Source organism: Glutamicibacter sp. AOP12-B1-11, from assembly GCF_052379245.1.
GTDB lineage: Bacteria > Actinomycetota > Actinomycetes > Actinomycetales > Micrococcaceae > Glutamicibacter.
The window spans coordinates 51,070-72,888 of the sequence record NZ_JBQSYL010000013.1; the positions used below are offsets into that span (position 1 = coordinate 51,070).

The 21,819-nt window shown below is 55.4% G+C and carries 16 protein-coding genes and 3 tRNA genes; 11 read left to right on the forward strand and 8 right to left on the reverse strand.

Features of this window, described 5'->3' with window-relative positions; genetic code table 11:
• Positions 1-4,703 precede the first annotated feature (4,703 nt).
• The 8 genes from ACT3UQ_RS09600 to rpmH all read right to left on the reverse strand — a co-directional run bounded on the left by ACT3UQ_RS09600 (position 4,704) and on the right by rpmH (position 10,259).
• Positions 4,704-5,864, reverse strand: a complete 1,161-nt coding sequence (locus ACT3UQ_RS09600; RefSeq protein WP_105554048.1) for a ParB/RepB/Spo0J family partition protein — start codon at positions 5,862-5,864, stop codon at positions 4,704-4,706.
• Positions 5,865-6,048: 184 nt separating this feature from the next.
• Positions 6,049-7,020: a ParA family protein gene (locus ACT3UQ_RS09605; protein WP_258133632.1), complete on the reverse strand. Its 972-nt coding sequence runs from the start codon at positions 7,018-7,020 to the stop codon at positions 6,049-6,051.
• Positions 7,021-7,154: 134 nt separating this feature from the next.
• Positions 7,155-7,796: a 16S rRNA (guanine(527)-N(7))-methyltransferase RsmG gene (gene rsmG, locus ACT3UQ_RS09610; RefSeq protein ID WP_444637043.1), complete on the reverse strand. Its 642-nt coding sequence runs from the start codon at positions 7,794-7,796 to the stop codon at positions 7,155-7,157.
• 44 nt (positions 7,797-7,840) lie between these two features.
• Entirely contained in the window at positions 7,841-8,368 is a 528-nt protein-coding gene (locus ACT3UQ_RS09615) for a Jag family protein (RefSeq protein WP_444637044.1), read from the reverse strand.
• 2 nt (positions 8,369-8,370) lie between these two features.
• A complete protein-coding gene (gene yidC, locus ACT3UQ_RS09620; protein WP_105554051.1) occupies positions 8,371-9,330 on the reverse strand; it encodes a membrane protein insertase YidC in 960 nt (319 codons plus the stop codon).
• A complete protein-coding gene (gene yidD, locus ACT3UQ_RS09625; RefSeq protein WP_096282907.1) occupies positions 9,330-9,707 on the reverse strand; it encodes a membrane protein insertion efficiency factor YidD in 378 nt (125 codons plus the stop codon). The genes yidC and yidD overlap by 1 nt, the downstream gene beginning before the upstream one ends.
• Entirely contained in the window at positions 9,707-10,057 is a 351-nt protein-coding gene (gene rnpA, locus ACT3UQ_RS09630) for a ribonuclease P protein component (RefSeq protein ID WP_105569330.1), read from the reverse strand. Before rnpA ends, yidD begins: the two co-directional genes overlap by 1 nt.
• Before the next feature lie 64 nt (positions 10,058-10,121).
• Positions 10,122-10,259 carry a 50S ribosomal protein L34 gene (rpmH, locus tag ACT3UQ_RS09635; protein WP_096257183.1) on the reverse strand — a complete coding sequence of 46 codons (138 nt, stop codon included), beginning with the start codon at positions 10,257-10,259 and terminating at the stop codon, positions 10,122-10,124.
• Positions 10,260-10,772: 513 nt separating this feature from the next.
• Between rpmH and dnaA the strand changes: the two genes are divergently transcribed.
• The 11 genes from dnaA (at position 10,773) to ACT3UQ_RS09690 (ending at position 21,783) form a co-directional block, all read left to right on the forward strand.
• Complete coding sequence (dnaA, locus tag ACT3UQ_RS09640; RefSeq protein ID WP_096282910.1) at positions 10,773-12,209, forward strand: chromosomal replication initiator protein DnaA; 1,437 nt, start codon at positions 10,773-10,775, stop codon at positions 12,207-12,209.
• Between the two features lie 468 nt (positions 12,210-12,677).
• Entirely contained in the window at positions 12,678-13,805 is a 1,128-nt protein-coding gene (dnaN, locus tag ACT3UQ_RS09645) for a DNA polymerase III subunit beta (RefSeq protein WP_096282911.1), read from the forward strand.
• A gap of 59 nt (positions 13,806-13,864) precedes the next feature.
• Positions 13,865-15,028 carry a DNA replication/repair protein RecF gene (recF, locus tag ACT3UQ_RS09650; RefSeq protein ID WP_105554129.1) on the forward strand — a complete coding sequence of 388 codons (1,164 nt, stop codon included), beginning with the start codon at positions 13,865-13,867 and terminating at the stop codon, positions 15,026-15,028.
• Positions 15,021-15,548 carry a DUF721 domain-containing protein gene (locus ACT3UQ_RS09655; protein WP_105554053.1) on the forward strand — a complete coding sequence of 176 codons (528 nt, stop codon included), beginning with the start codon at positions 15,021-15,023 and terminating at the stop codon, positions 15,546-15,548. The genes recF and ACT3UQ_RS09655 overlap by 8 nt, the downstream gene beginning before the upstream one ends.
• 342 nt (positions 15,549-15,890) lie before the next feature.
• The gene (gyrB, locus tag ACT3UQ_RS09660) at positions 15,891-17,888 is read left to right on the forward strand and encodes a DNA topoisomerase (ATP-hydrolyzing) subunit B (RefSeq protein ID WP_219843944.1); all 1,998 of its coding nucleotides are present in this window, start codon (positions 15,891-15,893) and stop codon (positions 17,886-17,888) included.
• A 60-nt stretch (positions 17,889-17,948) separates the two neighbouring features.
• Positions 17,949-20,576 (forward strand): DNA gyrase subunit A, encoded by a 2,628-nt coding sequence (gene gyrA, locus ACT3UQ_RS09665; protein ID WP_444637045.1) that lies wholly within the window; start codon positions 17,949-17,951, stop codon positions 20,574-20,576.
• A complete protein-coding gene (locus ACT3UQ_RS09670; protein WP_105554055.1) occupies positions 20,573-21,187 on the forward strand; it encodes a DUF3566 domain-containing protein in 615 nt (204 codons plus the stop codon). The genes gyrA and ACT3UQ_RS09670 overlap by 4 nt, the downstream gene beginning before the upstream one ends.
• A 118-nt stretch (positions 21,188-21,305) precedes the next feature.
• Positions 21,306-21,379 (forward strand) — tRNA-Ile (locus ACT3UQ_RS09675).
• A gap of 31 nt (positions 21,380-21,410) precedes the next feature.
• Positions 21,411-21,530 carry a DLW-39 family protein gene (locus tag ACT3UQ_RS09680; RefSeq protein ID WP_217990318.1) on the forward strand — a complete coding sequence of 40 codons (120 nt, stop codon included), beginning with the start codon at positions 21,411-21,413 and terminating at the stop codon, positions 21,528-21,530.
• An 8-nt stretch (positions 21,531-21,538) separates the two neighbouring features.
• Positions 21,539-21,611: transfer RNA gene (locus ACT3UQ_RS09685), tRNA-Ala, on the forward strand.
• A 99-nt stretch (positions 21,612-21,710) separates the two neighbouring features.
• Positions 21,711-21,783: transfer RNA gene (locus ACT3UQ_RS09690), tRNA-Ala, on the forward strand.
• Positions 21,784-21,819 lie beyond the last annotated feature (36 nt).

A 21,819-nucleotide genomic window follows, 5' to 3' on the forward strand; every position in this document is an offset into this window, starting at 1 on the left:
ATGGAGCGGCTTTTCTCGTCGCCAGCTATACAACACCATGGATTCTGTAATTCCAACCTTTAAGTGAGTGAAGAATGTTTCACGTGAAACACGCGCAGATGATGAGTATCAGGAGGACCGCGAACCGAACTGCCCCAAGTGTAGTGAAAAATATCAGCACTACGCCTAGACGGTAGCAAGAACTATAAAAACCGTTTCGTCGCAGACGCCATTGTAGAACCTGGCGCCACATCCCGATTACCCGTAATGAGTTCCAGAATCACTGCGGGAGCAGCCAGTGATTCGGTCGGATGTTCTCATCGATTCGTCAGGTGCCTAATCTGGATAGATGACCTTTTGTCCCACACTGGCTTTCAGCGAGAAATCACAAGTGCACAGTCATCGTTTTTGAGCGGAACTCCTAGTAGCTCTCAAACGCCGGCAAACGAGAACGAGATGCAGACAGCCGATATTTGCCTAGTAACTCTCCCCCACTACATCTGGGATAAGCCCTTCATTTCGCACCTGTCCCGATTGCGCGACATGCTGGATGCTACCGATATTTCCGTTGGGAGACGGTACCTACTTGTGCCGGAGATACAGCGGCCGCCAATGCGAATGTCCATGCCCAACAGCACGGATGATCTCCAGTATTCTGAACCTTTCGAAAACGTTCCAGATGGTACCGCGGAAGAGCCTGCCCATCTCATCTCGCAACGGATGCCGATGCCGAGTAACTAAGTCTCCAGACACTGAGTACAAGATAACGTTGAGCGACAACAGCGGCGTGCATATCTCCAAGCAGCAACGTTCCGAACCAGAAGCAATTTTTCCTTGGCACATGCCGGCAAGACTCCATCCATCGCGACGTTATTCTCATCGCTATGGACTTGTGGAACGTAACCGTAGCCATTGAATCCTTCTCGCGAAGTCTGCCAGGCTTCTTTCGTCGGGTCGGGCAGCCTTCGGCAACGTAGATCCCAACGATGCCGGTGAACCCTATGGCAGTGCCCAAAGAGAACATTCATGTTTCTTTGGGATAGTCCCACACGTAGTACCGTCGGTTGCCACAGGAGTAGACGTTCAGAAAAATACGATCGTGAAATCGCTCGGGAAGCGGATCAGTTGAATATTTGACGATTTGAAAGCGCCAATATGGCCACTCAGAACCGCCAATGGCGCCCCTGAGAGCCATGAATTGGAATCCTTCCGCCATATGACAACATCTGTTGGAGGGAGCAATGCAATTGGTGCGATAAAACAATGCGAAGCTGACACGCTTGCTTCCCGTCGAAGGAATATCGGGGCGGAGTATCGACGTCTCGCGAAACATCTTCAGAAACAACGCATACAACGTCCTAGATGCCGAATTAGAAACCGAAAACACCGGAACGGGAACCCAGGCAAACTATAGGAACCTGTTTGGTAGTTTTTAGTCCCTGGCCTCGGGGAGCATTAGGGCTCGTTCACTCCGCCTGACTGGAATACGGTGTCTAAGCAATTCCCGAGAGTCGGAGTGACACTCAAATTCCTGCATGGACGCGATCATGGAGCGGATCGGGCAAAATACGATCTGAGTCGATACTACGAGCTACAACATGAGGGAGAAAAGGTCCTTGGACTAGGCTATAGGATGTTGTTGCGGTTACGTGGTGCCTCCCGAAAGGTTCGGGCCCTCAACAAGCACATTGGTGGCTATGGAAGGGTATATCCGGAGGCTCCCATACCTCCAGATATTCGATCAGTATTCATTGAGTATGGGATTTGGAGCTACCGCGCGAAAGTACCGAACGCAACTTCAATCGAAGCGTGTGCCGTACTGTCGGAGTGACATCAGATCACCGATCATTCCGAAGGTATGCATCCCGTCTGCTACGCCCCTGATCTCGTCAGTCGGACCTGTCTACCGCTTCTTGGTAACCTCTACATCGGACACTTGTTCAGCGCTCAAGAACTGAAAGATCCCGATATTTCACATACGCCCTACTCCCCTGATCTTCTTCGTGACTGGGGTTCCACCATGGGTATCACTAGAAATTGCTGCAGGATAGAAGCATGCACTCCCATGGTGCAGCTGGACTTCCAAGGATATTATTCGCCGTGATCGATTGGGCGGTGCCAAATTCATTCAGAAGTATCTTGTATCTAGTCGTGATGCCGATCCAACTATCGATATCATCTAAGGATTGAGCTCGAACCGCTACAGCTTTGACAGTGTTGGCGGCAGGGTTGAGAAATATTGCCATCCGACTTGTCTGAACTGAAATTCAATCAGCGTGTTGGATGTCGTAGGTAATCTCGATGTCGGTGTTGGACTTCAGATGCGCTGCAGGCGCCCCCTGGCAGAGCATCTAGAGATTATCCTCATCATCGGTTCTCAGTACTTACTATGATCACTCTATGATTTTGGGATTCGATCCAGCCCGCTAGTTCCTTCTACATTGGTGACACGCAATGTAGTTCCGATGTCAGCCGATCCATGGCGCCATGTTTCACGTGAAACAGAGCATGCCCCATATCCAAGATATTCTGATTTATTGAATACGAACCGGAGCTTTAGCGAGACCAGCACCGATCGCGTCTAGCTAATTTTAAACCGAACACGCTCGAGCATTCGGAGCTCAGTTTGGACCTACGGTCAAATATCAGCGTCCTCGACGCCACTGGAAAGCCGATGATTCTATGCGTGAATACATGAGTATTCGGAGCCTTGAGTGTCACCGAATATTGCCTTTCGATCCGTACCACTAGATTCGAGGGTAAGCGTCGGAGCTGGCAAGGTAGCAAGGTAGCAAGGTAGCAAGGTAGCAAGGTAGCAACACTATCCGACCAACCCACCTCGATTACTTCTACACCAAGAAGATGCCTTCGGCTATCTACCATCCGAGGAACAGAGGGAATGCCCATGCCCTCTGTTGAACGCTGCCAAATGGAATCTTGTCAGTCGCTCCGTCTCTGGTGCTAGTCGAAGATCTGTGAACCTAGTTGTTCTAGGACTCGAAAAATCGCTTTGGAGAGCTATACCCAATGCGACGAAAATGAATAGCACCGCCCACAGACAATGCTGTTGCAATCATCACTCGGCATGTTCACAAAAAATCCTGCCCGTAAACCGTTGCCGGTACAGAATAGATAAAGCACTGAGGTACCACAGGATACGCAACTCCGAAGGCTGGTGGCACTCACAGCGTGGATGACGTTTTTATGCCCCCTAAGGCCTGTATTTAGGGCAACGTGCAGCTGGTTATTTTACGGTTCTAGGCAATGAAGCAAAGTAGACCAACGGATCCTCTGGATCACGGAGTCTATAGTACCTCCCCCGATAGGAACGCATCGGTACAATATTCGAGTGTAGTGAATGTCTGCCCCCTGGCTTATCCTCATTCCTGCGGTATTCAATCGTGCCGCTAGTTCCTGCCCGAGCTTGCTGGAACCGTCTCCAACGGCTATTACCGCGACCGGGCGAATTCACAATACGGGATACCCCGAAGGCAATAAACCGCAAACTTCCCCAGCGCGAATCAAGATATTTTCACTACGTAGCCCTAATTACTTTTCCAAAGGGACTGCTGGTCCCCAACGGCAATAACGCTGGCTCCAATAGGCAACGTTGCGGGGTCCCCAAACCTACTAATATTCAACACTAACGAGTTCTCAAAACATGATCGTCGTTTGCCCGGCAATTCGTTGGCACGCCTTCAATCGTCAGGAATCTGTTGGCGTGCATGGAGATCAGCCGACGTGCGGCCAGAAAATTGCCCACTGGCGGACAATTAATGCGACATCCTAATAAACCACCGCATTCGCTGAGTGAATGATCAAAGCCCGCCGTCTTATCAGCGACCACCTTCAACAAAGGTACTGCTGATGACCGTCTCATTATATGAAGGCAATGCGCCACCCAGATGGTCGGCGCCTCCCCTTTCATTGCATCTATCAGACATGGCCAAATTAGAGCAGACAACGATTTGAACTCTCATTGCTTCTCCCATCGCCACGCGCTCACGCCCGAAGCAACCATCAGATTGTTCCAAGTGCACCTTGGTCGGCATAGAACCTAGCTCGTTACCGCTGGTCCTTCTGCCCGGTGACCTTGTTCAAGGACATTCGATATGGCAGTAGTTCTGGGCCCTGAAACTTACTTCAATCAGAGGTGCAGGTACCGCTCTCGCATATCCACAATTACGCGAACAACGAGCACGCTACTGTCAGATCCGAAGCTGAACACTTGAGCCATTATCTGCGTGAATCAAATCAACGGTTTCAACATCGCCGGATGAGAAGAGAATTCAGCTGCAAGGATTCCTAGATCAAATAAGTTACATCGGACCGTTTTCGGTTTAGGAAAGTCACTACTGGTTCAATGAGGTCAAGTTTGGGTGACGCTCGCATTCTGGGCAAGAACTGATTCGGTTCACGGTGTTCCGCCTTTCCGTTTTTGTGTTTTCACGGGTCACCGCTGATCTGTTTCCTCGACTGACATGCTTGCAGCATCTCTGGTCTGGTTGACTCCTTCCTTCTAAGTGCCCAGCATGGCCTGTGCGCAGCCCCTCAGAAGCCATGTACGCCCTAGGCTGAGGTCTCCTCCAATTCTGGTCAGTTCGACCGGCTGAAGCGCTTACAAGGATCATTCGGTGTATCCGGCTTGCTGCGCGTAGGCGGATAAAAAAATGGTGTCGGGTATGTTTCACGTGAAACATACCCGACACCGCAAGAGCAAGTGGCTACTTCTTCAAGTCCGGATCTAGGACTTCCATAATTCTATTTAGGTCCTCCACCGAGGCAAACTCGATGCTGACTTTACCTTTTTTGGTACCCAATTGAATCTTGACGCTAGTGTCCAAACGATCAGCCAACGACGTCGCCAAAAAATCCAGCCGCTCGTTACGCTGGTTCTCACGTGCCTTAACGGTCTTCTTAGCTGGCTTGTCGCCGCTAAGGGCCACTGCCTCCTCCGTAGCGCGAACGGACAATCCTTCATTGACGATTCGTTGAGCAAGTTGCTCAATTGCTTCTCCATTGGATAAACCGAGCAGTGCACGTGCATGCCCGGCCGACAATACGCCGGCGGCCACTCGTCGCTGCACCAGGGCAGGCAGTTTCATCAGCCGGATTGTGTTCGAAATCTGCGAGCGTGATCGCCCAATACGATCCGAAAGTACTTCCTGAGTGCAATTGAATTCTTCAAGAAGCTGCTGGTAAGCCGCGGCCTCTTCAAGTGGGTTGAGCTGCGAACGGTGAAGATTCTCAAGGAGTGCATCACGAAGTAGGTCGGTATCCAGCGTATCTCGGACGATAGCCGGAATCGTAGACAGTCCTGCGGCCTGAGTCGCCCTCCAACGACGTTCACCCATGACCAGTTCATATGGTGCATCGTTGTCTTCTCGCGAGGGACGAACAACAATTGGCTGGAGCAGGCCAATTTCCCGAATCGAATGGATGAGTTCATCCATGTGTTCCTGGTCAAAATTCGTTCGGGGTTGCTTACGGTTCGGATGAATCTGGTCAACGTTGAGTTCAGCAAAACGAGCTCCCGGTACGTCTACCAAGCCATTTGCCGGCTCCTCCAGCACCCCTCCCCGGTCGTTACTCTGCGGGACAGGTTCGGTCTTGCGCGGAGCGACGGTCGTGTTGAGTCCAGGCATTGCCGCCCGAGGCTTCTTCGCACTCTTTGCAGGTGCCGCTTTCGGCGCAGAGGAAGCCGACTTGCGTCCCGGCTCAAAGAACATGTCTACAGGACGAGCTGTCTTCGTCTTGCTCTGGTCGGAGGTAGGTATCGATGTTTCACGTGAAACATCGTCTTTAATCTCTGCCACAGCCCCGGATGGCGAACTGGAAATCAGCGCACCAAGCCCTCTGCCTAAGCCACGCTTCTTGTCAGCCATATAGCGGCACTCCTTTTCATCCAAATTCTCAACCCACGACTAGTCTACTGTTTACGTGAGTAACTAGGGGGATGTTGACAATTTTCCTTTTAGGGAGTCATGGGTCTATTGAAGATGAAACTTCTATCCTAAAAACAACGAAAAACAAGTGAATTCCAGATCTTGTTGTCTAGAACGTTCTGTCTTAGGATTTTACCGCTCGTTCGGCGATCTCTATGGCTGCCTCCATATAAGACAACGCGCCGGTGGAGCTCGGGTCGTAAGTAATTACGGTCTGCTGGTAACTCGGGGCTTCCGAGATGCGTACAGATCGAGGTATGACGGCGCCGAGAACTTGCTCTGGGAAATGTTCCCGCACTTCGTTGGCTACCTGTGCCGCCAAATTGGTCCGGCCGTCATACATGGTGAGCAGTATCGTGGAAACAGTTAATTTTGAATTCAAATGCTTTTGAATCATCTCAATATTCTTCAAAAGCTGGCTCAGACCCTCCAACGCGTAGTACTCACACTGAATTGGGATGAGCACTTCCCTGGCAGCCACAAATGCGTTGACAGTCAATAGGCCCAAGCTCGGCGGGCAGTCTATGAATACGTAGTCCAGACGAGGAAGTCCCTTGCGTTGACGAGTGCGCGCATAGTCATCCAATGCTCGCTGCAAACGCTGCTCTCGGGCCACCAAAGAAACTAATTCAATTTCAGCACCCGCAAGATGAATAGTTGCCGGAGCCACTTCCAATGTGGGTAGCTCAGGGCAAGTCGCAATGACATCTGCCAAAGGAAGATCATTGATAAGTACGTCGTAAATGCTATCGACTTCCGAATGATGCTCAATACCTAGAGCTGTCGATGCATTGCCCTGCGGGTCGATATCGATTACCAGAACGTTCAGACCACTCTTGGCCAAACCCGCCGCAAGGTTAACTGCCGTGGTCGTCTTGCCCACGCCACCCTTTTGGTTGGAGATAGTGAGGTATCGAGTCTTCGGCGGCGTTGGGACTTCTCGCTCCGAAATCGCTTCGCGGCGCCTATGTTCATTGGCCAGCTGACTAGCTAACGGCGAAGAAGAATCATTAAAGTCAAAAACGTTGCTCGACGAACCTTTAGCCTTGGACAAAGGTGAAACTCCTCCTCGTGAATTGATGCGTTCAAAATCCATGAACCCACCGACGATGTTTCACGTGAAACACACGAAAACAAACGTCTTAGTATGCGTTCAAGCTGAATCTCGAAAGATACTCAGGTCTTGGGTTATTCCGCATCTAAAGCTACTTAAAGACTAACGCCTAAGTATTAGCCAACCTTGATTTGAACCACCGTGGTGACTTCTTCCAGCACGTCTTCACCGACAGTGACTACCTTAGTTTCGGTGCCACCAAGCTTGCGGATGACCTTCTGCGCCTTATCAATTTCTTCTGCGGCGGAACGTCCCTTGATGGCGATAAGGTCACCTTGCCCGTGCAGCAGTGGGATGGTCAGGCCTGCGAGGTTACTCAACGCCGAGACCGCTCGGGCAGTCACGTAACGGGCATTGATGGTCTCAGTCATCTGCTCGGCGCGTCCACGCATCACGGTCACATTGTCCAGACCGAGGTCGTCGATGACTTCTGTCAGCCAGATGCAACGGCGCTCTAAGGGTTCAATCAGCGTCAGCTTGAGATCCGGACGTGCGATGGCCAAGCACAGGCCAGGAAGGCCCGCACCGCTGCCTACATCGGCTACTTCAGCATCGCGCTCCATCAACGACTCGATCACAGCACAGTTGAGCACGTGGCGGGACCACAGACGAGGGACTTCACGCGGGCCAAGCAGCCCTCGTTCAATGCCTGACGTAGCAAGGTGCGCTACGTAGCGCTTAGCAAGATCCAGTCGGTCACCGAAAATCTTTTCGGCAGCTACGGTCTCCGCTGCTGTAAGGCTGAGGTCCTCAGTCATTGCATAGTTCCTTTGAACGATTGAAAACGCGCGGTGCGAATTACTTAGTTATCCAGCGTCGATACGACGATGTGGCGACGGGTGGATTCACCTTCGGATTCCGAATGCAGTCCAGCATCCGCAATGACATCGTGAACAAGTTTGCGTTCGTACGCGCTCATCGGCTCGAGGTGTACTGGCTGTCCCGACTTTCGCGCCTCGGCGATGGCTTCCGCCGCTAACTGCTGCAGTTCTTCGGCACGGTTTGAGCGATACCCGGCAATGTCCAAGACTAAGCGTGAACGCTCGCCAGTGGCATTGAGAACAGCCAGGCGGGTTAGCTCCTGCAGTGCATCGAGTACCTCACCGTCCTTGCCTACGAGGCTGTTCAGGTCGGTGGTGGCTTCCTCGGCGACGATGGAAATGTACGTTCGTCCGCCACGGATTTCGATGTCGATGTCGCCATCGAGATCGGCAATATCCAACAGTTCCTCTAGGTAGTCCGCGGCAACATCGCCTTCGTCGACTACCTCTTCATTTTGCTCGACCTGGTCGGTCAGCTCAGATACTTCGGTGTTCTCAGTTGCAGTCATGACTACTTCTTCCGGCGATTCTTACGCTTTGGCTGCTCGCGCTGGCCCTTAGGTTCTTCGATCGCTGGGGTCTCGGACTCATCCAGCTTCTTCTGTCCCACAGGAGGCAAACCCTTGGCAGCGCGACGAGCGTTGAGTTCGCGTTCTGCCTCAGAGCCTGGAGTTGGGTTGTTGCGAATGACCCAGAACTGCTGTCCCAAGGTCCAAAGGTTCGATGCGGTCCAGTAGATCAGCACGCCGATTGGGAAGTTAATACCACCGATGCCGAAGACCAGAGGCAGGATGTAGAGCATCATCTTCTGCTGCTGCATGAACGGGCCCTGCAGGGCTTCCTGGCTCATGTTCTTGGTCATCAGCTGGCGCTGGGTGAAGAACTGTGAGGCGGTCATCGCGAGGATCATGATGACCGCAACGATGATTACTGCCCAGTTGATGGCACCGGAATTGATGGTGCCCAAGAAGGTCTCGGAAAGCGGTGCCCCGAGGATCGAGGACTGGTCGAAGCTGCGGATATGGTCAGCGGACAAGGCACCGATTGAACGGCCGTCATCGCTGGCACGGGAAGCTTCGTTAAGCACGCGGAAGAGGGCGAAGAAGAATGGCATCTGCACGAGCAGTGGCAGACAGGAAGACAGTGGGTTGGTCTTGTGCTTCTTGAACAGCGCCTGCTGTTCTTGCACCATAGCCTGACGCGACATCTGGTCGGTCTTGCCCTTGTACTTCGCCTGGAGCTTGCGCAGGTCGGGCTGCAGCGCCTGCATCGCACGCTGGCTCTTGATCTGCTTGACGAAGACCGGAATCAGCAGTGTACGGATGAGCAGAACCAGGAAGATGATGGACAAGGTCCAGGTCACTCCCGAGCCCTCGTCCATACCCATGATGGTGAACAGTTCGTGGAAGGCCCACAGGACCCACGACACGGAATACGTGAACGGAGTCAATATGGTGTCTAGAAAGTTCATTAGCGGTCAAGCTCCTTGTGGCCGCTATCCGCGGCGTCTTCATCGTCGGGAATCACAGGATGATTCAGAACTATGATCCTCGGCAGTTTACCTTCGGGCCAAATCCGTGGACCCTCCGGAACGTGGTCTACGCCGCCGTGGGAAAATGGATTACACCTCAGAACCCGCCAGGCAGTCAAGACGATACCTTTGACGGCACCGTGCTGAGTCACCGCTTCGAGCCCATAGGCAGAACAACTAGGAAAGTATCGGCATACATCGCCATAAATTGGCGAGATGATCTTTCGGTAGAACTTAAGAAACCCGATAAGAAGATTGCGTGGAATATCAATGATGAACCACACAGGTCCGGTTCGGAAAGCTAAGTCCTTACGCATCAGCGGACCTCTGTTTTACGAAGCACGGATGCGAAAGCAGTGTTAACCTGTGATCGCAGCTCTTCCCAAGAGAGCTCAGCAGCTCCAGGCAGGGCACGAACGACGATATCCAGGTTTCCATCCACGCGCCTAAGCTCGTGGGCAACTTCGCGCATGCGACGTTTCGCCAGGTTCCGCTTAACCGCAATTCCCACTGCCTTGGAGACAATAAATCCAAACCGGTCCCCCATGACCCCTTCGGGGCGAGGGCGTGCATATAGCACGACGTTCCGGCGTCCGCTTCGGGCGCCGGAACGTACAGTGACTGTAAGGTCTTGCGCTAAGCGCAATCGCTGATTCTTTGGCAACATTTTTGGCCTAGACGGATCTAGTCGAGTCCATCAGAACTATGCAGCCAAAAGCTGATCCACAAATTTATGCGGAAAGCTCGGTGCGGCTCTTGCCGCGACGAGCCGAAAGGATTGCGCGACCCGCACGGGTACGCATACGAAGACGGAAACCGTGCTTCTTAGCACGACGACGGTTGTTTGGCTGAAAAGTCCGCTTGCTCACGGTGACACTCCAAGAATTTTAAGTGATGCGCCGTACCCGCTACTAGCTAGCTGGATAACAACAGGCTGACGCTCGTTCTTTATAAAATGCGTGATTTCGCGGGCTCTTCTAAAAACTGAGCAGGTCACAAAACGCACACATAGGACTGAATAACGATAGGAAAATTTGAGCCGTAGGTCAAATTGGCGCGCGGTAACAGCGCCCCTGTGAATATCAGAGCGTTGCCTGTGAATAATCTACCCCAAACTTGTGGATTACGACAGCTTTCAACGAAAGACACCTCACATTCTGACGCGAAAAACCACGTCAAAGCGGACCTCAAAAGCCTAGATTTCAAGGGAGAAGACGTTTTCCACAGCCAAACCGCTAACTTTTTCCACCAGACTGTGCATAACCATGTGGATAGTGGATAGAATCAGTGGTGATAGCGTCGCCAGAATGGCGAAAACAAAGCCGAAAATCGGGTTTTGTGTGATCAACATTGCATTAAATGATGGAAGTGGGACGCCCTTAGTGAGTAGCGACGAGACCAATAGTATTGGGAGCTCCTGGCGTCAAGTCATTCGCAAGATCGAAGACGACGATCGGGTTAAAGCCCGCCACCGTCCGTTTGTGTCCTTAGCCAAGCCCCAGGGTCTCATCGGAAGTACCCTTCTTGTTGCAGTGCCAAATGACCTCACCCGTGACATTCTGCAGACTCAACTACGCGAGCCGCTAGATCAAGCACTGCGCGAAGTCTTCCAGGACGATATTCGTTGCGCGGTAAGCGTCGACCTGTCTCTGGCCGAAGACGTCGAACAGCCGGTCGAGGAAAAACCAGCACCTGTTTCCACTCCAGCCCCGGTTCCGGAGACTCCCGGCCCACGCCCACAGCCGGCGCCCCAGCCGACTCCCCCCTCAAATTCCCAAGAGTTCGGTCGCCTGAATCCGAAGTACATATTCGATACCTTCGTGATCGGCTCTTCGAATCGATTTGCGCATGCGGCCGCCGTTGCCGTTGCCGAAGCGCCGGCGAAGGCCTACAACCCGCTATTCATCTACGGCGATTCTGGTTTGGGTAAGACGCACCTACTTCATGCGATTGGGCATTACGCGCGTCACCTCTACAAGGGCATTCGTGTTCGCTACGTGAATTCCGAAGAATTCACCAACGATTTCATCAACTCCATCCGTGATGACGAGGGTGCCAGTTTCAAACAGACCTACCGCAACGTCGACATTCTGCTGATTGACGATATTCAGTTCTTGGCAAATAAGGACGCGACGCAAGAAGAGTTCTTCCACACCTTCAATGCCCTGCATAATCACAACAAGCAGGTAGTGATCACCTCCGACTTGCCGCCGAAGCAGCTCCAGGGCTTTGAAGATCGAATGCGTTCACGCTTCGAATGGGGTTTGCTTACCGATATCCAGCCGCCTGAATTGGAAACTCGAATTGCGATCTTGCGCAAGAAGGCGGATGCGGAGAACCTTTCTGCCCCGGGCGACGTGATGGAATACATTGCTTCACGCATCTCTACGAATATCCGTGAGCTCGAGGGTGCACTCATTCGAGTGACGGCCTTCGCCTCATTGAATAACCAGCAAGTAGACCTTGCCCTGGCCGAAACCGTTCTGAAGGATTTGATCAGCGCCGACGGTGCCCAGGAGATCACGCCCTCAACCATCATCAAGCAGACCGCCGAATACTTCGGACTGAGCATTGATGAGCTCAACAGTAAGTCACGTACTCGAACGCTGGTCACTGCACGTCAGATCGCGATGTACCTCCTGCGGGAATTGACCGATATGTCTCTGCCGAAGATCGGTGCCGAACTCGGTGGACGTGACCATACCACCGTGATCCATGCCGATCGCAAGATTCGTGAACTGATGGCCGAACGTCGTGCGATCTTCAACCAGGTGACAGAACTGACAAACCGCATCAAACAAAGCCAGCGCGAGCACTGATTCACGAAAATCACAGCTGTGGATAAGGCTGTGGAGTAGTTGGAGACAACCTGCGCATAACAAGCACCTCGAGTGTGGACTGCGAAAAGAGTGACACTGAGTTTCAACAGGGCACTGGAACTGAGTGTCACTCCCAGTCACAGATTGTTCACATGCACAATTGGTTCAATCTATGGGATCGCGGCGGTTATCCACAGTATCCACAGGGGTTATTAACACTACTTCCTTTAAACACTTATTCATCCAAATAACGAGACCTCTCCCCGATACACCCGTTTTGAACGATTTTTTGTTCATAAGTTCGCTGCACTGCACACCTCGGAATCTTCTATGAAGCTTCATGAGGAAAGTCGTGGCAAGATTAAGTGGAGATATCGTGTAGCTACCTGCTCTATGCTTAAGAACTTGGCGGGAAACAAGCTTCTTGGCCTGACTTAAGACTTATGGGTTCCGAAAGGCGGATTTTTCGTGAAGTTCAGCGTTGAAAAGGATGTATTGGCAGACGCCGTTTCTTGGACCGCAAGGTCTCTAGCGCAGCGTCCACCATCTCCAGTACTTGCTGGCATTTTGATCACTACCCATGAGGGCATCGTTCGCCTTGAGGGTTTTGATTACGAGATCTCATCCCATATTGAAATACCTGCCGATATAGCAGAACAGGGTGAAGTGCTGGTTTCTGGCAAGCTTCTTGCAGAAATTACCCGATCTTTGCCTAATTCAACGGTGACGCTGGAAACCGATGGCACGAAGATTACGGTTTCCTGCGGCCGTTCTCGTTTCCACTTGGCAACCATGCCCGTGGATGAATACCCGACGCTTCCTGCGCTTCCAGAAGTTGCGGGAACCATTAATGGACAAGCTTTCTCCGAAGCCGTATCGCAGGTCATCGTTGCTGCGTCCAAAGATGATACTCTTCCGGTTCTTACCGGCATCAAGGTAGAAATCGTAAACGATCTCATTACCTTCCTGGCTACCGACCGTTACCGCTTGGCGATGCGCGAACTGAACTGGTCCCCTAACCAGCCAGAAGTTTCTACCTCATTCTTGATCAAGGCGAAGACCTTGAGTGAAGTCGCGAAAACACTTTCGAGCGCCGGTGATTTGAAGCTGGCTATCAGCCCTAACGGCGAAATGATTGGTTTCGAAAGCGCCAATCGCCGAACCACCTCGCTGCTGATCAATGGCGACTATCCAAAGATTCGTTCGCTGTTCCCGGACAACACCCCCATCCATGCGACCGTTCGTACCAGCGATCTAATCGAAGCAGTACGCCGCGTCTCGGTGGTTGCCGAACGTAATACTCCGGTTCGCATGGCTTTCACCGATGGTCAGCTGACCCTGGATGCGGGAACCGGCGAAGATGCCCAGGCCGAAGAGGCGATCGTTGCTTCGCTTCGGGGTGAAGACATCACCGTGGCGTTCAACCCCACATTCCTGAGCGAGGGCCTAGGCTCCTTCAATACCGACTACGTGCGGTTCTCCTTCACCAGCGCACCTAAACCTGCGATGATCACCGGTCAGAAGCAGATCGACGAAGACGATCAGGACCAGTACCGGTACCTGGTCATGCCAGTTCGATTGCCAAACTCGAACTAGCAACAACCTCGCGGTGGATGGCCTGGCCATCCACCGCTTCGCAGCTTCCAGGACTCTCGGTGTATATCTCGCAGCTTTCCCTCACGAGCTTTCGCTCGTACGTGCAGGCCGACGTGCAACTTGCCCCGGGCATTAATGTACTGGTCGGCCCCAACGGTGTGGGCAAAACCAACATTGTTGAGGCCGTCGGCTATCTAGCGAATCTTTCCTCGCACCGGGTCAGTAGCGATGCCCCATTAATTCAATTCGGGTCCGAACGAGCACTGATCCGCGGCACCTTGCACCGCGGTTCCCAGACCTCCTCGCTCGAGGTCGAAATTACCAGCGGCAAGATCAACCGTGCCCGAATCAATCGGGCCAATCCGGTGCGAGCACGTGAAATTCTTGGACTCGTTCGAACCGTCCTGTTTGCTCCCGAGGACCTTGCCCTGATCAAGGGCGACCCCTCGAACCGTCGCCGCTTCCTGGACGAGATGCTCATCTCCCTGCGGCCCATCGAAGCCGGCACCAAAAACGACTACGAGCGAATCGTGAAGCAGCGCAATGCGTTGCTCAAATCGATCCGCGGGAAATCCAAGTTGAATTCCTCGCAGGAAAGTACCCTGCAGGCTTGGGACATGCAGCTTGCGAACTGCGGGGCACGCCTCATCCGGGGACGGCTGAACGTCTTGGCGCTGCTGCGTCCGTACATGGAGGCCGCCTATGCGGACCTCGCCGATGGCAAGAAGCACGCCGGTGCAATCTATCGCTCCTCGCTCGAGGGAGAGAACGATGAGAATTCGCTTCCCGCCAACGATCTCGAGGCAATGGCCCAGGACGAGATTCGGGAATTGTTGCTGAATTCCATCGAGGCAAACCGATCACGTGAATTGGATCGCGGAATTTCTCTCTTCGGCCCGCATCGCGACGATCTGACCTTGACCTTGGGGGCGACCCCGGCGAAGGGCTACGCCTCACATGGCGAAACCTGGTCGTTTGCGCTCGCTTTGCGTTTGGCAGCCTACCGAGTCTTTGGCGATGACGATCCGCGAACCGGCTCGGGTCCAATCCTGATCCTCGATGATGTCTTTGCTGAGCTGGATGCGACTCGACGAGACAGGCTGGCTCATATTGTGTCCGGTGCCGAACAAGTTCTTGTCACGGCCGCGGTTGCCGCCGATGTCCCCGAAGCTTTGAAGGGGCATTTTTTCCAAGTCAGCCCCGGCCAGGTCAGCGATGTCTGAGGAAGAGCTCGACTCAGCCAAAGCGCTGCTCAATCGCATGCGCAAGCTTGCCGAGGAACGCGGAGAGCCGAGAATCGATGCGGCCCGAATGGAGCGGGTGAAGAAACGGCAGGCCGCTCGTCGCGGATTTGCCGCTCCCAAGGGTACCGCAAGCGAAGGATCTGCCCGTGACCCGCATGCCATCGGCGAAATCGTCAACAGAATGTCAAAATCCCGTGGCTGGAATACGCAAGTTGCCGTCGGTTCGGTACTTGGCCGGTGGGCAGAACTTGTCGGAGAAAACGTTGCGGCGCACTGCAAACCAGAATCCTTTGAAGATACGGTCGTCGTCGTGCGCTGCGATTCAACTTCCTGGGCCACGCAGTTACGCCTACTCAGCCATCAAATTTTGAAGAAAATCGATGCCGAACTAGGCCCTGGGATTGTAACTGTCATCAAGGTTCTGGGGCCCAACGCTCCATCGTGGCGGCACGGAATGCGTTCGGTCGCCGGACGTGGACCGCGAGACACCTACGGCTAAAAATGCTGGCACGGCATATGGCGCTCTAACGGACCCGGTGGCTGGCTCCCCCCTCACCGGATCGCCCTCAACCGCTCAGAGAGACGGTTCTGTGGCTGCTACAGCCGATTTGAGCTTCAGGATCCCTATATATTTTGCTAAACGCGGTAGAATTAGCGGTAGTGAATGCGCGTTGTGCAGGTACGCCCTGCGCTCGTTGCACCCGACCATGATTTCTTGATACGCACCTCACTCAGGAGCGGCAGGGAATCGCGCGCCAAATTCGAGGAGTTCGTAGCACAAGTGTCTACCGAAAACGCTTCACCGCAGGAACCGGCCGAAAGCCAAGTACCCGCGGAATCGATGACTTCCAAAGTCGAACACACCTATGGCGCCCAGGACATTACCGTCCTCGAAGGACTCGAAGCGGTACGCAAACGTCCGGGCATGTACATCGGTTCCACCGGTCCACGAGGCCTGCACCACCTGGTATACGAGGTCGTCGATAACTCCGTCGATGAGGCATTGGCAGGCTACTGCGACACCATCGACATCACCTTGCAGGACGATGGTGGTGTCCGTGTCGAGGACAATGGACGTGGCATTCCCACCGACATGCACCCAACCGAAGGCAAACCTGCCGTAGAGGTCGTCATGACGATCCTGCACGCCGGCGGCAAATTTGGCGGAGGCAGCTACGCGGTTTCCGGCGGTTTGCACGGTGTGGGCATTTCCGTGGTCAACGCCCTCTCGCGCCGCGTTGATACCGTGGTTCGCCAGAAGGGCCATGCCTGGCGGATTTCCTTTGCCAACGGTGGGGTCACCACGCAGCCGCTGACCAAGGGCGAAGAAACCGACGTCACCGGCACCACCCAGACGTTCTACCCGGACCCGGAAATCTTCGAGACCGTAGAATTCGACTTCGAAACCCTGCGCGCCCGCTTCCAGCAGATGGCGTTCCTGAATAAGGGACTGCGTATCCGCCTGACCGATGAACGCGTCGTCGAAGAGGTTGAAGCAGAGGTCGAGGAAGAGCGTGAGAACCAGGTAGTCAAGCCCCGCGTGGTCGACTACCTGTACAAGGACGGCCTGCTGGACTATGTCAAGCACCTGAACTCCGCCAAGAAGGTCGAGCTGGTCCACGAGGAGGTCATCGCCTTCGAGGCCGAAGACACCGCCCGCGGCATCAGCGTTGAAATCGCCATGCAGTGGACCAGCGCCTACTCGGAATCGGTGCACACCTACGCGAACACCATCAACACCCATGAAGGCGGAACTCACGAAGAAGGCTTCCGCGCGGCGCTGACCGGGCTGCTCAACAGGTACGCCCGCGATAACAAGATCCTGCGCGAGAAAGACGACAACCTCTCCGGGGATGATGCCCGCGAAGGGTTGACGGCGGTGCTTTCGGTGAAGCTTTCCGAACCGCAGTTCGAAGGCCAGACCAAAACCAAGCTGGGCAACTCGATGGCCCGTGGCTTCGTCCATGGTGTGGTCAACGACGAACTGGGCGACTGGTTCGAACGCAACCCGAACGTGGCCCGCGATATCATCCGCAAGGCCCAGCTCGCCTCCCAGGCCCGCATGGCGGCCCGCAAGGCGCGCGACAATGCGCGCCGCAAGTCGCCGATGGAATCCTTCGGCATGCCCGGCAAGCTCTCGGACTGCTCCTCGAAGAACCCCGCCGAGTGCGAGGTGTTCATCGTCGAGGGTGACTCCGCAGGCGGCTCGGCCAAGCGTGGACGCGACCCGCACACCCAGGCCATCTTGCCGCTGCGCGGCAAGATCCTGAACGTCGAGCGTGCCCGCCTGGACCGCGCGCTGGGCAACGCCGAGGTGCAGGCGATGATCACCGCCTTCGGCACCGGCATCGGCGAAGAGTTCGACATGGCCAAGCTGCGCTATCACAAGATCGTGCTGATGGCCGACGCCGACGTCGACGGCCAGCACATCACCACGTTGCTGCTGACGCTGATCTTCCGCTTCATGCGCCCGCTGATCGAACACGGCTACGTGTACCTGGCCAGCCCGCCGCTGTACCGCATCAAGTGGACCAACGCGGCCCACGAGTACGTATTCACGGACCGCGAACGCGATGACGCCCTGGTCAAGGGCGCCGCCGCGAATAAGCGCATCCCGAAGGAAAATGGCATCCAGCGCTACAAGGGCCTGGGCGAGATGGACTACTCGGAGCTGTGGGACACCACCATGGATCCGGCCCATCGTGTTCTGCGCCAGGTGGCCATGGACGATGCGGCCGCCGCGGACGAGGTCTTCTCCGTGCTGATGGGCGAGGACGTAGAGTCCCGCCGCAACTTCATTCAGCAGAACGCCAAGGACGTGCGCTTCCTGGATATCTAACGCGCGCTCCGCGCAGCGAAACGATAACCAGTAACGAATTTTGACTTGTAAAGGGATGAAATGAGCGACGAGCAAACCCCGGGCAACGAACCGTTGGACGGGGAAATCGTGCCCGCACTTGAGGGCCACGACAAGATCGACCAGATCGATCTGCAGACCGAAATGCAGCGGTCCTACCTTGACTATGCGATGGCCGTGATCGTGGGCCGTGCGCTGCCCGACGTGCGCGACGGGCTGAAGCCGGTGCACCGCCGCGTGCTGTACGCAATGTACGACGGCGGCTACCGCCCCGAGCGTTCGTACAACAAGTGCGCCCGCGTGGTTGGCGAGGTCATGGGCCAGTACCACCCGCACGGCGACACCGCGATCTACGATGCGCTGGTCCGGCTGATCCAGGACTGGGTCATGCGCTACCCGCTGGCTTTGGGCCAGGGCAACTTCGGTTCCCCGGGCAACGATGGCGCCGCCGCCCAGCGTTACACCGAAACCAAAATGGCCCCGCTGGCCATGGAAATGGTCCGCGACATCAACGAAGACACCGTTGATTTCCAGGACAACTACGACGGCAAGAACCAGGAACCAACGGTGCTGCCGGCACGGTTCCCGAACCTTCTGGTCAACGGCTCCTCGGGGATCGCGGTCGGCATGGCCACCAACATTCCGCCGCATAACCTGCGCGAGGTCGCCGAGGGCGTGCAGTGGTACCTGCAGAATCCCGACGTTTCCCGCGAAGAGCTGCTTGCCGCGCTGATGCAGCGGGTCAAGGGCCCGGACTTCCCTTCCGGCGCGATGATCCTGGGCACCAAGGGCATCTCGGATGCCTACCGCACCGGCCGTGGCTCGATCACCATGCGTGCAGTGGTCAACGTCGAGGAAATCCAGGGACGCGCCTGCCTGGTGGTCACCGAACTGCCGTATATGGCGAACCCGGATAACCTCGCGGTGAAGATCGCCGAGCTGGTCCGAGACGGAAAGATCGCCGGCATCGCCGATATGCGCGACGAGACCTCGGGCCGTACCGGCCAGCGCCTGGTGATCGTGCTCAAGCGCGACGCCGTGGCCAAGGTGGTGCTGAACAACCTCTACAAGCACACCGAGCTGCAGTCGAACTTCTCCGCGAATATGCTCGCGATCGTCGACGGGGTGCCGCGCACCCTGCCGCTGGATGGCTTCATCCGCCACTGGGTGACCCACCAGATCGAAGTGATCGTGCGCCGCACCAAGTACCGGCTGAAGAAGGCCGAAGAAGAGGCCCACATCCTGCGCGGCCTGCTCAAGGCCTTGGATGCCTTGGACGAGGTGATCGCCTTGATCCGCCGCTCTTCCACCACCGAAGCGGCCCGCGACGGACTGATGGAACTGCTGGACATTGACGAGGCGCAGTCCCGTGCCATCCTCGACATGCAGCTGCGCCGGCTGGCCGCCCTGGAACGCCAGAAGATCCAGGATCGCCACGCCGAGCTGGAAACGATGATCACCGAATTCAAGGAAATCATCGGCGATCCGCAGCGCCAGCGCACCATCGTCTCGGAAGAACTTGCCGAGATCGTGGACAAGCACGGCGACGACCGCCGCACCAAGGTGCTCATGGGCTTCGACGGCGATATGAACGTCGAGGACCTGATTCCCGAAGAGGAAATGGTGGTCACCATCACCCGCGGCGGCTATGTGAAGCGCACCCGTATCGACAACTACCGTTCGCAGCAGCGCGGCGGCAAGGGTATCAAGGGTGCCAACCTGCGGGGGGACGACGTGGTGGAGCACTTCTTCGTGACCTCCACGCACAACTACCTGCTGTTCTTCACCAACCATGGCCGGGTGTACCGCACCAAGTGCTACGAATTGGCCGAAGCCGGACGCGACGCGAAGGGCCAGCACGTGGCCAACGTGATGGCCTTCCAGCCCGACGAGCACATCGCCCAGGTGCTGGATCTGCGCACCTACCAGGATGCCGAGTACCTGATGCTCGCCACCCGCAACGGCCTGGTGAAGAAGACCCGGCTGGAGGATTACGACACCAACCGCACCGCCGGGGTGATCGCCATCAACCTGCGCGAAGATGACGAATTGGTCTCCGCGCAGCTCGTTAGCGAATCCGATGACGTGATGCTCGTCTCACGCAAGGGCCAGTCGGTGCGCTTCACCGCGACCGATACGGCGCTGCGTCCGATGGGCCGCGCCACCTCCGGGGTGACCGGAATGAAGTTCCGCGAGCACGACGAACTGCTCGCCGCCGAGGTGGTCCGCGCGGACTCCTTCGTCTTCACCGTCACCAACGAGGGCTATGCGAAGCGCACCACGGTCGAAGAATATCGTGTGCAATCACGCGGTGGTTTGGGCATTAAGGTCGCTAAACTCAACGAGGAACGCGGCGAATTGGTCGGTGCGTTGATCGTCGACAACAGCGATGAGGTGCTCGTGGTGATGGCCTCGGGCAAGGTCGTCCGCTCGGCAGTTTCGCAGGTCCCTTCCAAGGGCCGCGACACCATGGGCGTGATCTTTGCGAAGCCAGATAAGAAGGACCATATTATTGCGGTTGCCAAGAACTCTGAGACGGAGCTCGAAGAGAACTTGGAGGAAGATGCCGTAACGTTGAATTCAGAAAACATGACAGATGAGTCATCTGCTGTGCCTGAAATCGCTTCGGACGCACAGAGCGATGACACCGATAACGGAGGTAACGCATGAGCACGCCCTCGACGCCTCGCCCAAGTGGCAGCGCCCCGAAGAGCGCAGCGCCGCGACCTACCCAGGTAAAGCGCCCAGCGCCAACCTCGAATGGCAACCGTCCGACCGGCGCCCGCCCGGCGCCGACCGGCCAGCAGCGCCCAGCTGCCGGAGCACCGCGCCCAGCCGCCGGGGCACCGCGTCCGGGAACCGGTCAGCAGCGCCCAACCCAGTCGCAGGAACGCCTCGTCCGCCCCGCACCGAAGGCGAAGGTGCGCAAGGCGCGGCTGCTTGCTTCGAAGGTTGAACCGTTCTCGGTACTCAAACTTGCCTTCCTGCTATCGGTAGCCTTCGGTGTGATCACCGTGGTGGCATCCGTGGCAATCTGGGCACTGCTGGATTTGACCGGAACCTTCGATTCCTTCAATCAGTTGATGCGTGACGCAATCGGTGCCGAGGGAACCTTCGACCTGCGAGATGTCGTCTCGCTGGGCCAGGTAGCCTCGTACGCAACGATCATCGCGGTGATCAACGTCGTGGTGATCTCCGTGCTCTCGATGCTCGGAGCGGTGTTGTACAACATTGCCTCCTCGCTCGTTGGCGGCGTCGGAGTTACCCTCACGGACGACTAAGAACGTGCTAGTCGAGCCCGGGTTTCGTGCTGTGATGCATGACACCCGGGCTCGATTTGTATCTTCTTGCAAACCCCGGTAAAGTTTTATTTCGTTCCGAAGGGAATGAAAAAGGTAAGGGCGTATAGCTCAGGCGGTTAGAGCGCTTCGCTGATAACGAAGAGGTCCCTGGTTCAAGTCCAGGTACGCCCACGGAATCCTTACCGGCGAGAAAGAGGGTAGAATGAAAAAGCTCCTGATTCTCGGGACGATTGCGGCTGCTGCGGTAGTCCTAATCAAGAAGGTGAAGGATTCTTCGGAAATCAAGGAAACCTGGCAACAGGTAACCGACAAGGTTTCCTAACGCTTTTCGGGGCCTTAGCTCAGTTGGTAGAGCGCCTGCTTTGCAAGCAGGATGTCAGGAGTTCGAATCTCCTAGGCTCCACAGGTTAGATTGGCGGAAAGCAGAAGCTTTCCGCCAATTCTTTTCCAAAGACGAGGTGTGAATTCCTCGGAAAGTGAAAATCTTTCGATAATAGAATACGGGGCCTTAGCTCAGTTGGTAGAGCGCCTGCTTTGCAAGCAGGATGTCAGGAGTTCGAATCTCCTAGGCTCCACAGAATGAAAAGGGCGGAAAGCAATCAGCTTTCCGC

What these genes read in the sequence shown, in the direction of transcription:
- ACT3UQ_RS09600 (WP_105554048.1), bottom strand. Translation starts at nt 5,864, where the DNA reads ATGGCTGACAAGAAGCGTGGCTTAGGCAGAGGGCTTGGTGCGCTGATT.
- ACT3UQ_RS09605 (WP_258133632.1), bottom strand. Translation starts at nt 7,020, where the DNA reads ATGGATTTTGAACGCATCAATTCACGAGGAGGAGTTTCACCTTTGTCC.
- rsmG (WP_444637043.1), bottom strand. Translation starts at nt 7,796, where the DNA reads ATGACTGAGGACCTCAGCCTTACAGCAGCGGAGACCGTAGCTGCCGAA.
- ACT3UQ_RS09615 (WP_444637044.1), bottom strand. Translation starts at nt 8,368, where the DNA reads ATGACTGCAACTGAGAACACCGAAGTATCTGAGCTGACCGACCAGGTC.
- yidC (WP_105554051.1), bottom strand. Translation starts at nt 9,330, where the DNA reads ATGAACTTTCTAGACACCATATTGACTCCGTTCACGTATTCCGTGTCG.
- yidD (WP_096282907.1), bottom strand. Translation starts at nt 9,707, where the DNA reads ATGCGTAAGGACTTAGCTTTCCGAACCGGACCTGTGTGGTTCATCATT.
- rnpA (WP_105569330.1), bottom strand. Translation starts at nt 10,057, where the DNA reads ATGTTGCCAAAGAATCAGCGATTGCGCTTAGCGCAAGACCTTACAGTC.
- ACT3UQ_RS09655 (WP_105554053.1), top strand. Translation starts at nt 15,021, where the DNA reads ATGTCTGAGGAAGAGCTCGACTCAGCCAAAGCGCTGCTCAATCGCATG.
- gyrB (WP_219843944.1), top strand. Translation starts at nt 15,891, where the DNA reads ATGACTTCCAAAGTCGAACACACCTATGGCGCCCAGGACATTACCGTC.
- gyrA (WP_444637045.1), top strand. Translation starts at nt 17,949, where the DNA reads ATGAGCGACGAGCAAACCCCGGGCAACGAACCGTTGGACGGGGAAATC.
- ACT3UQ_RS09670 (WP_105554055.1), top strand. Translation starts at nt 20,573, where the DNA reads ATGAGCACGCCCTCGACGCCTCGCCCAAGTGGCAGCGCCCCGAAGAGC.
- ACT3UQ_RS09680 (WP_217990318.1), top strand. Translation starts at nt 21,411, where the DNA reads ATGAAAAAGCTCCTGATTCTCGGGACGATTGCGGCTGCTGCGGTAGTC.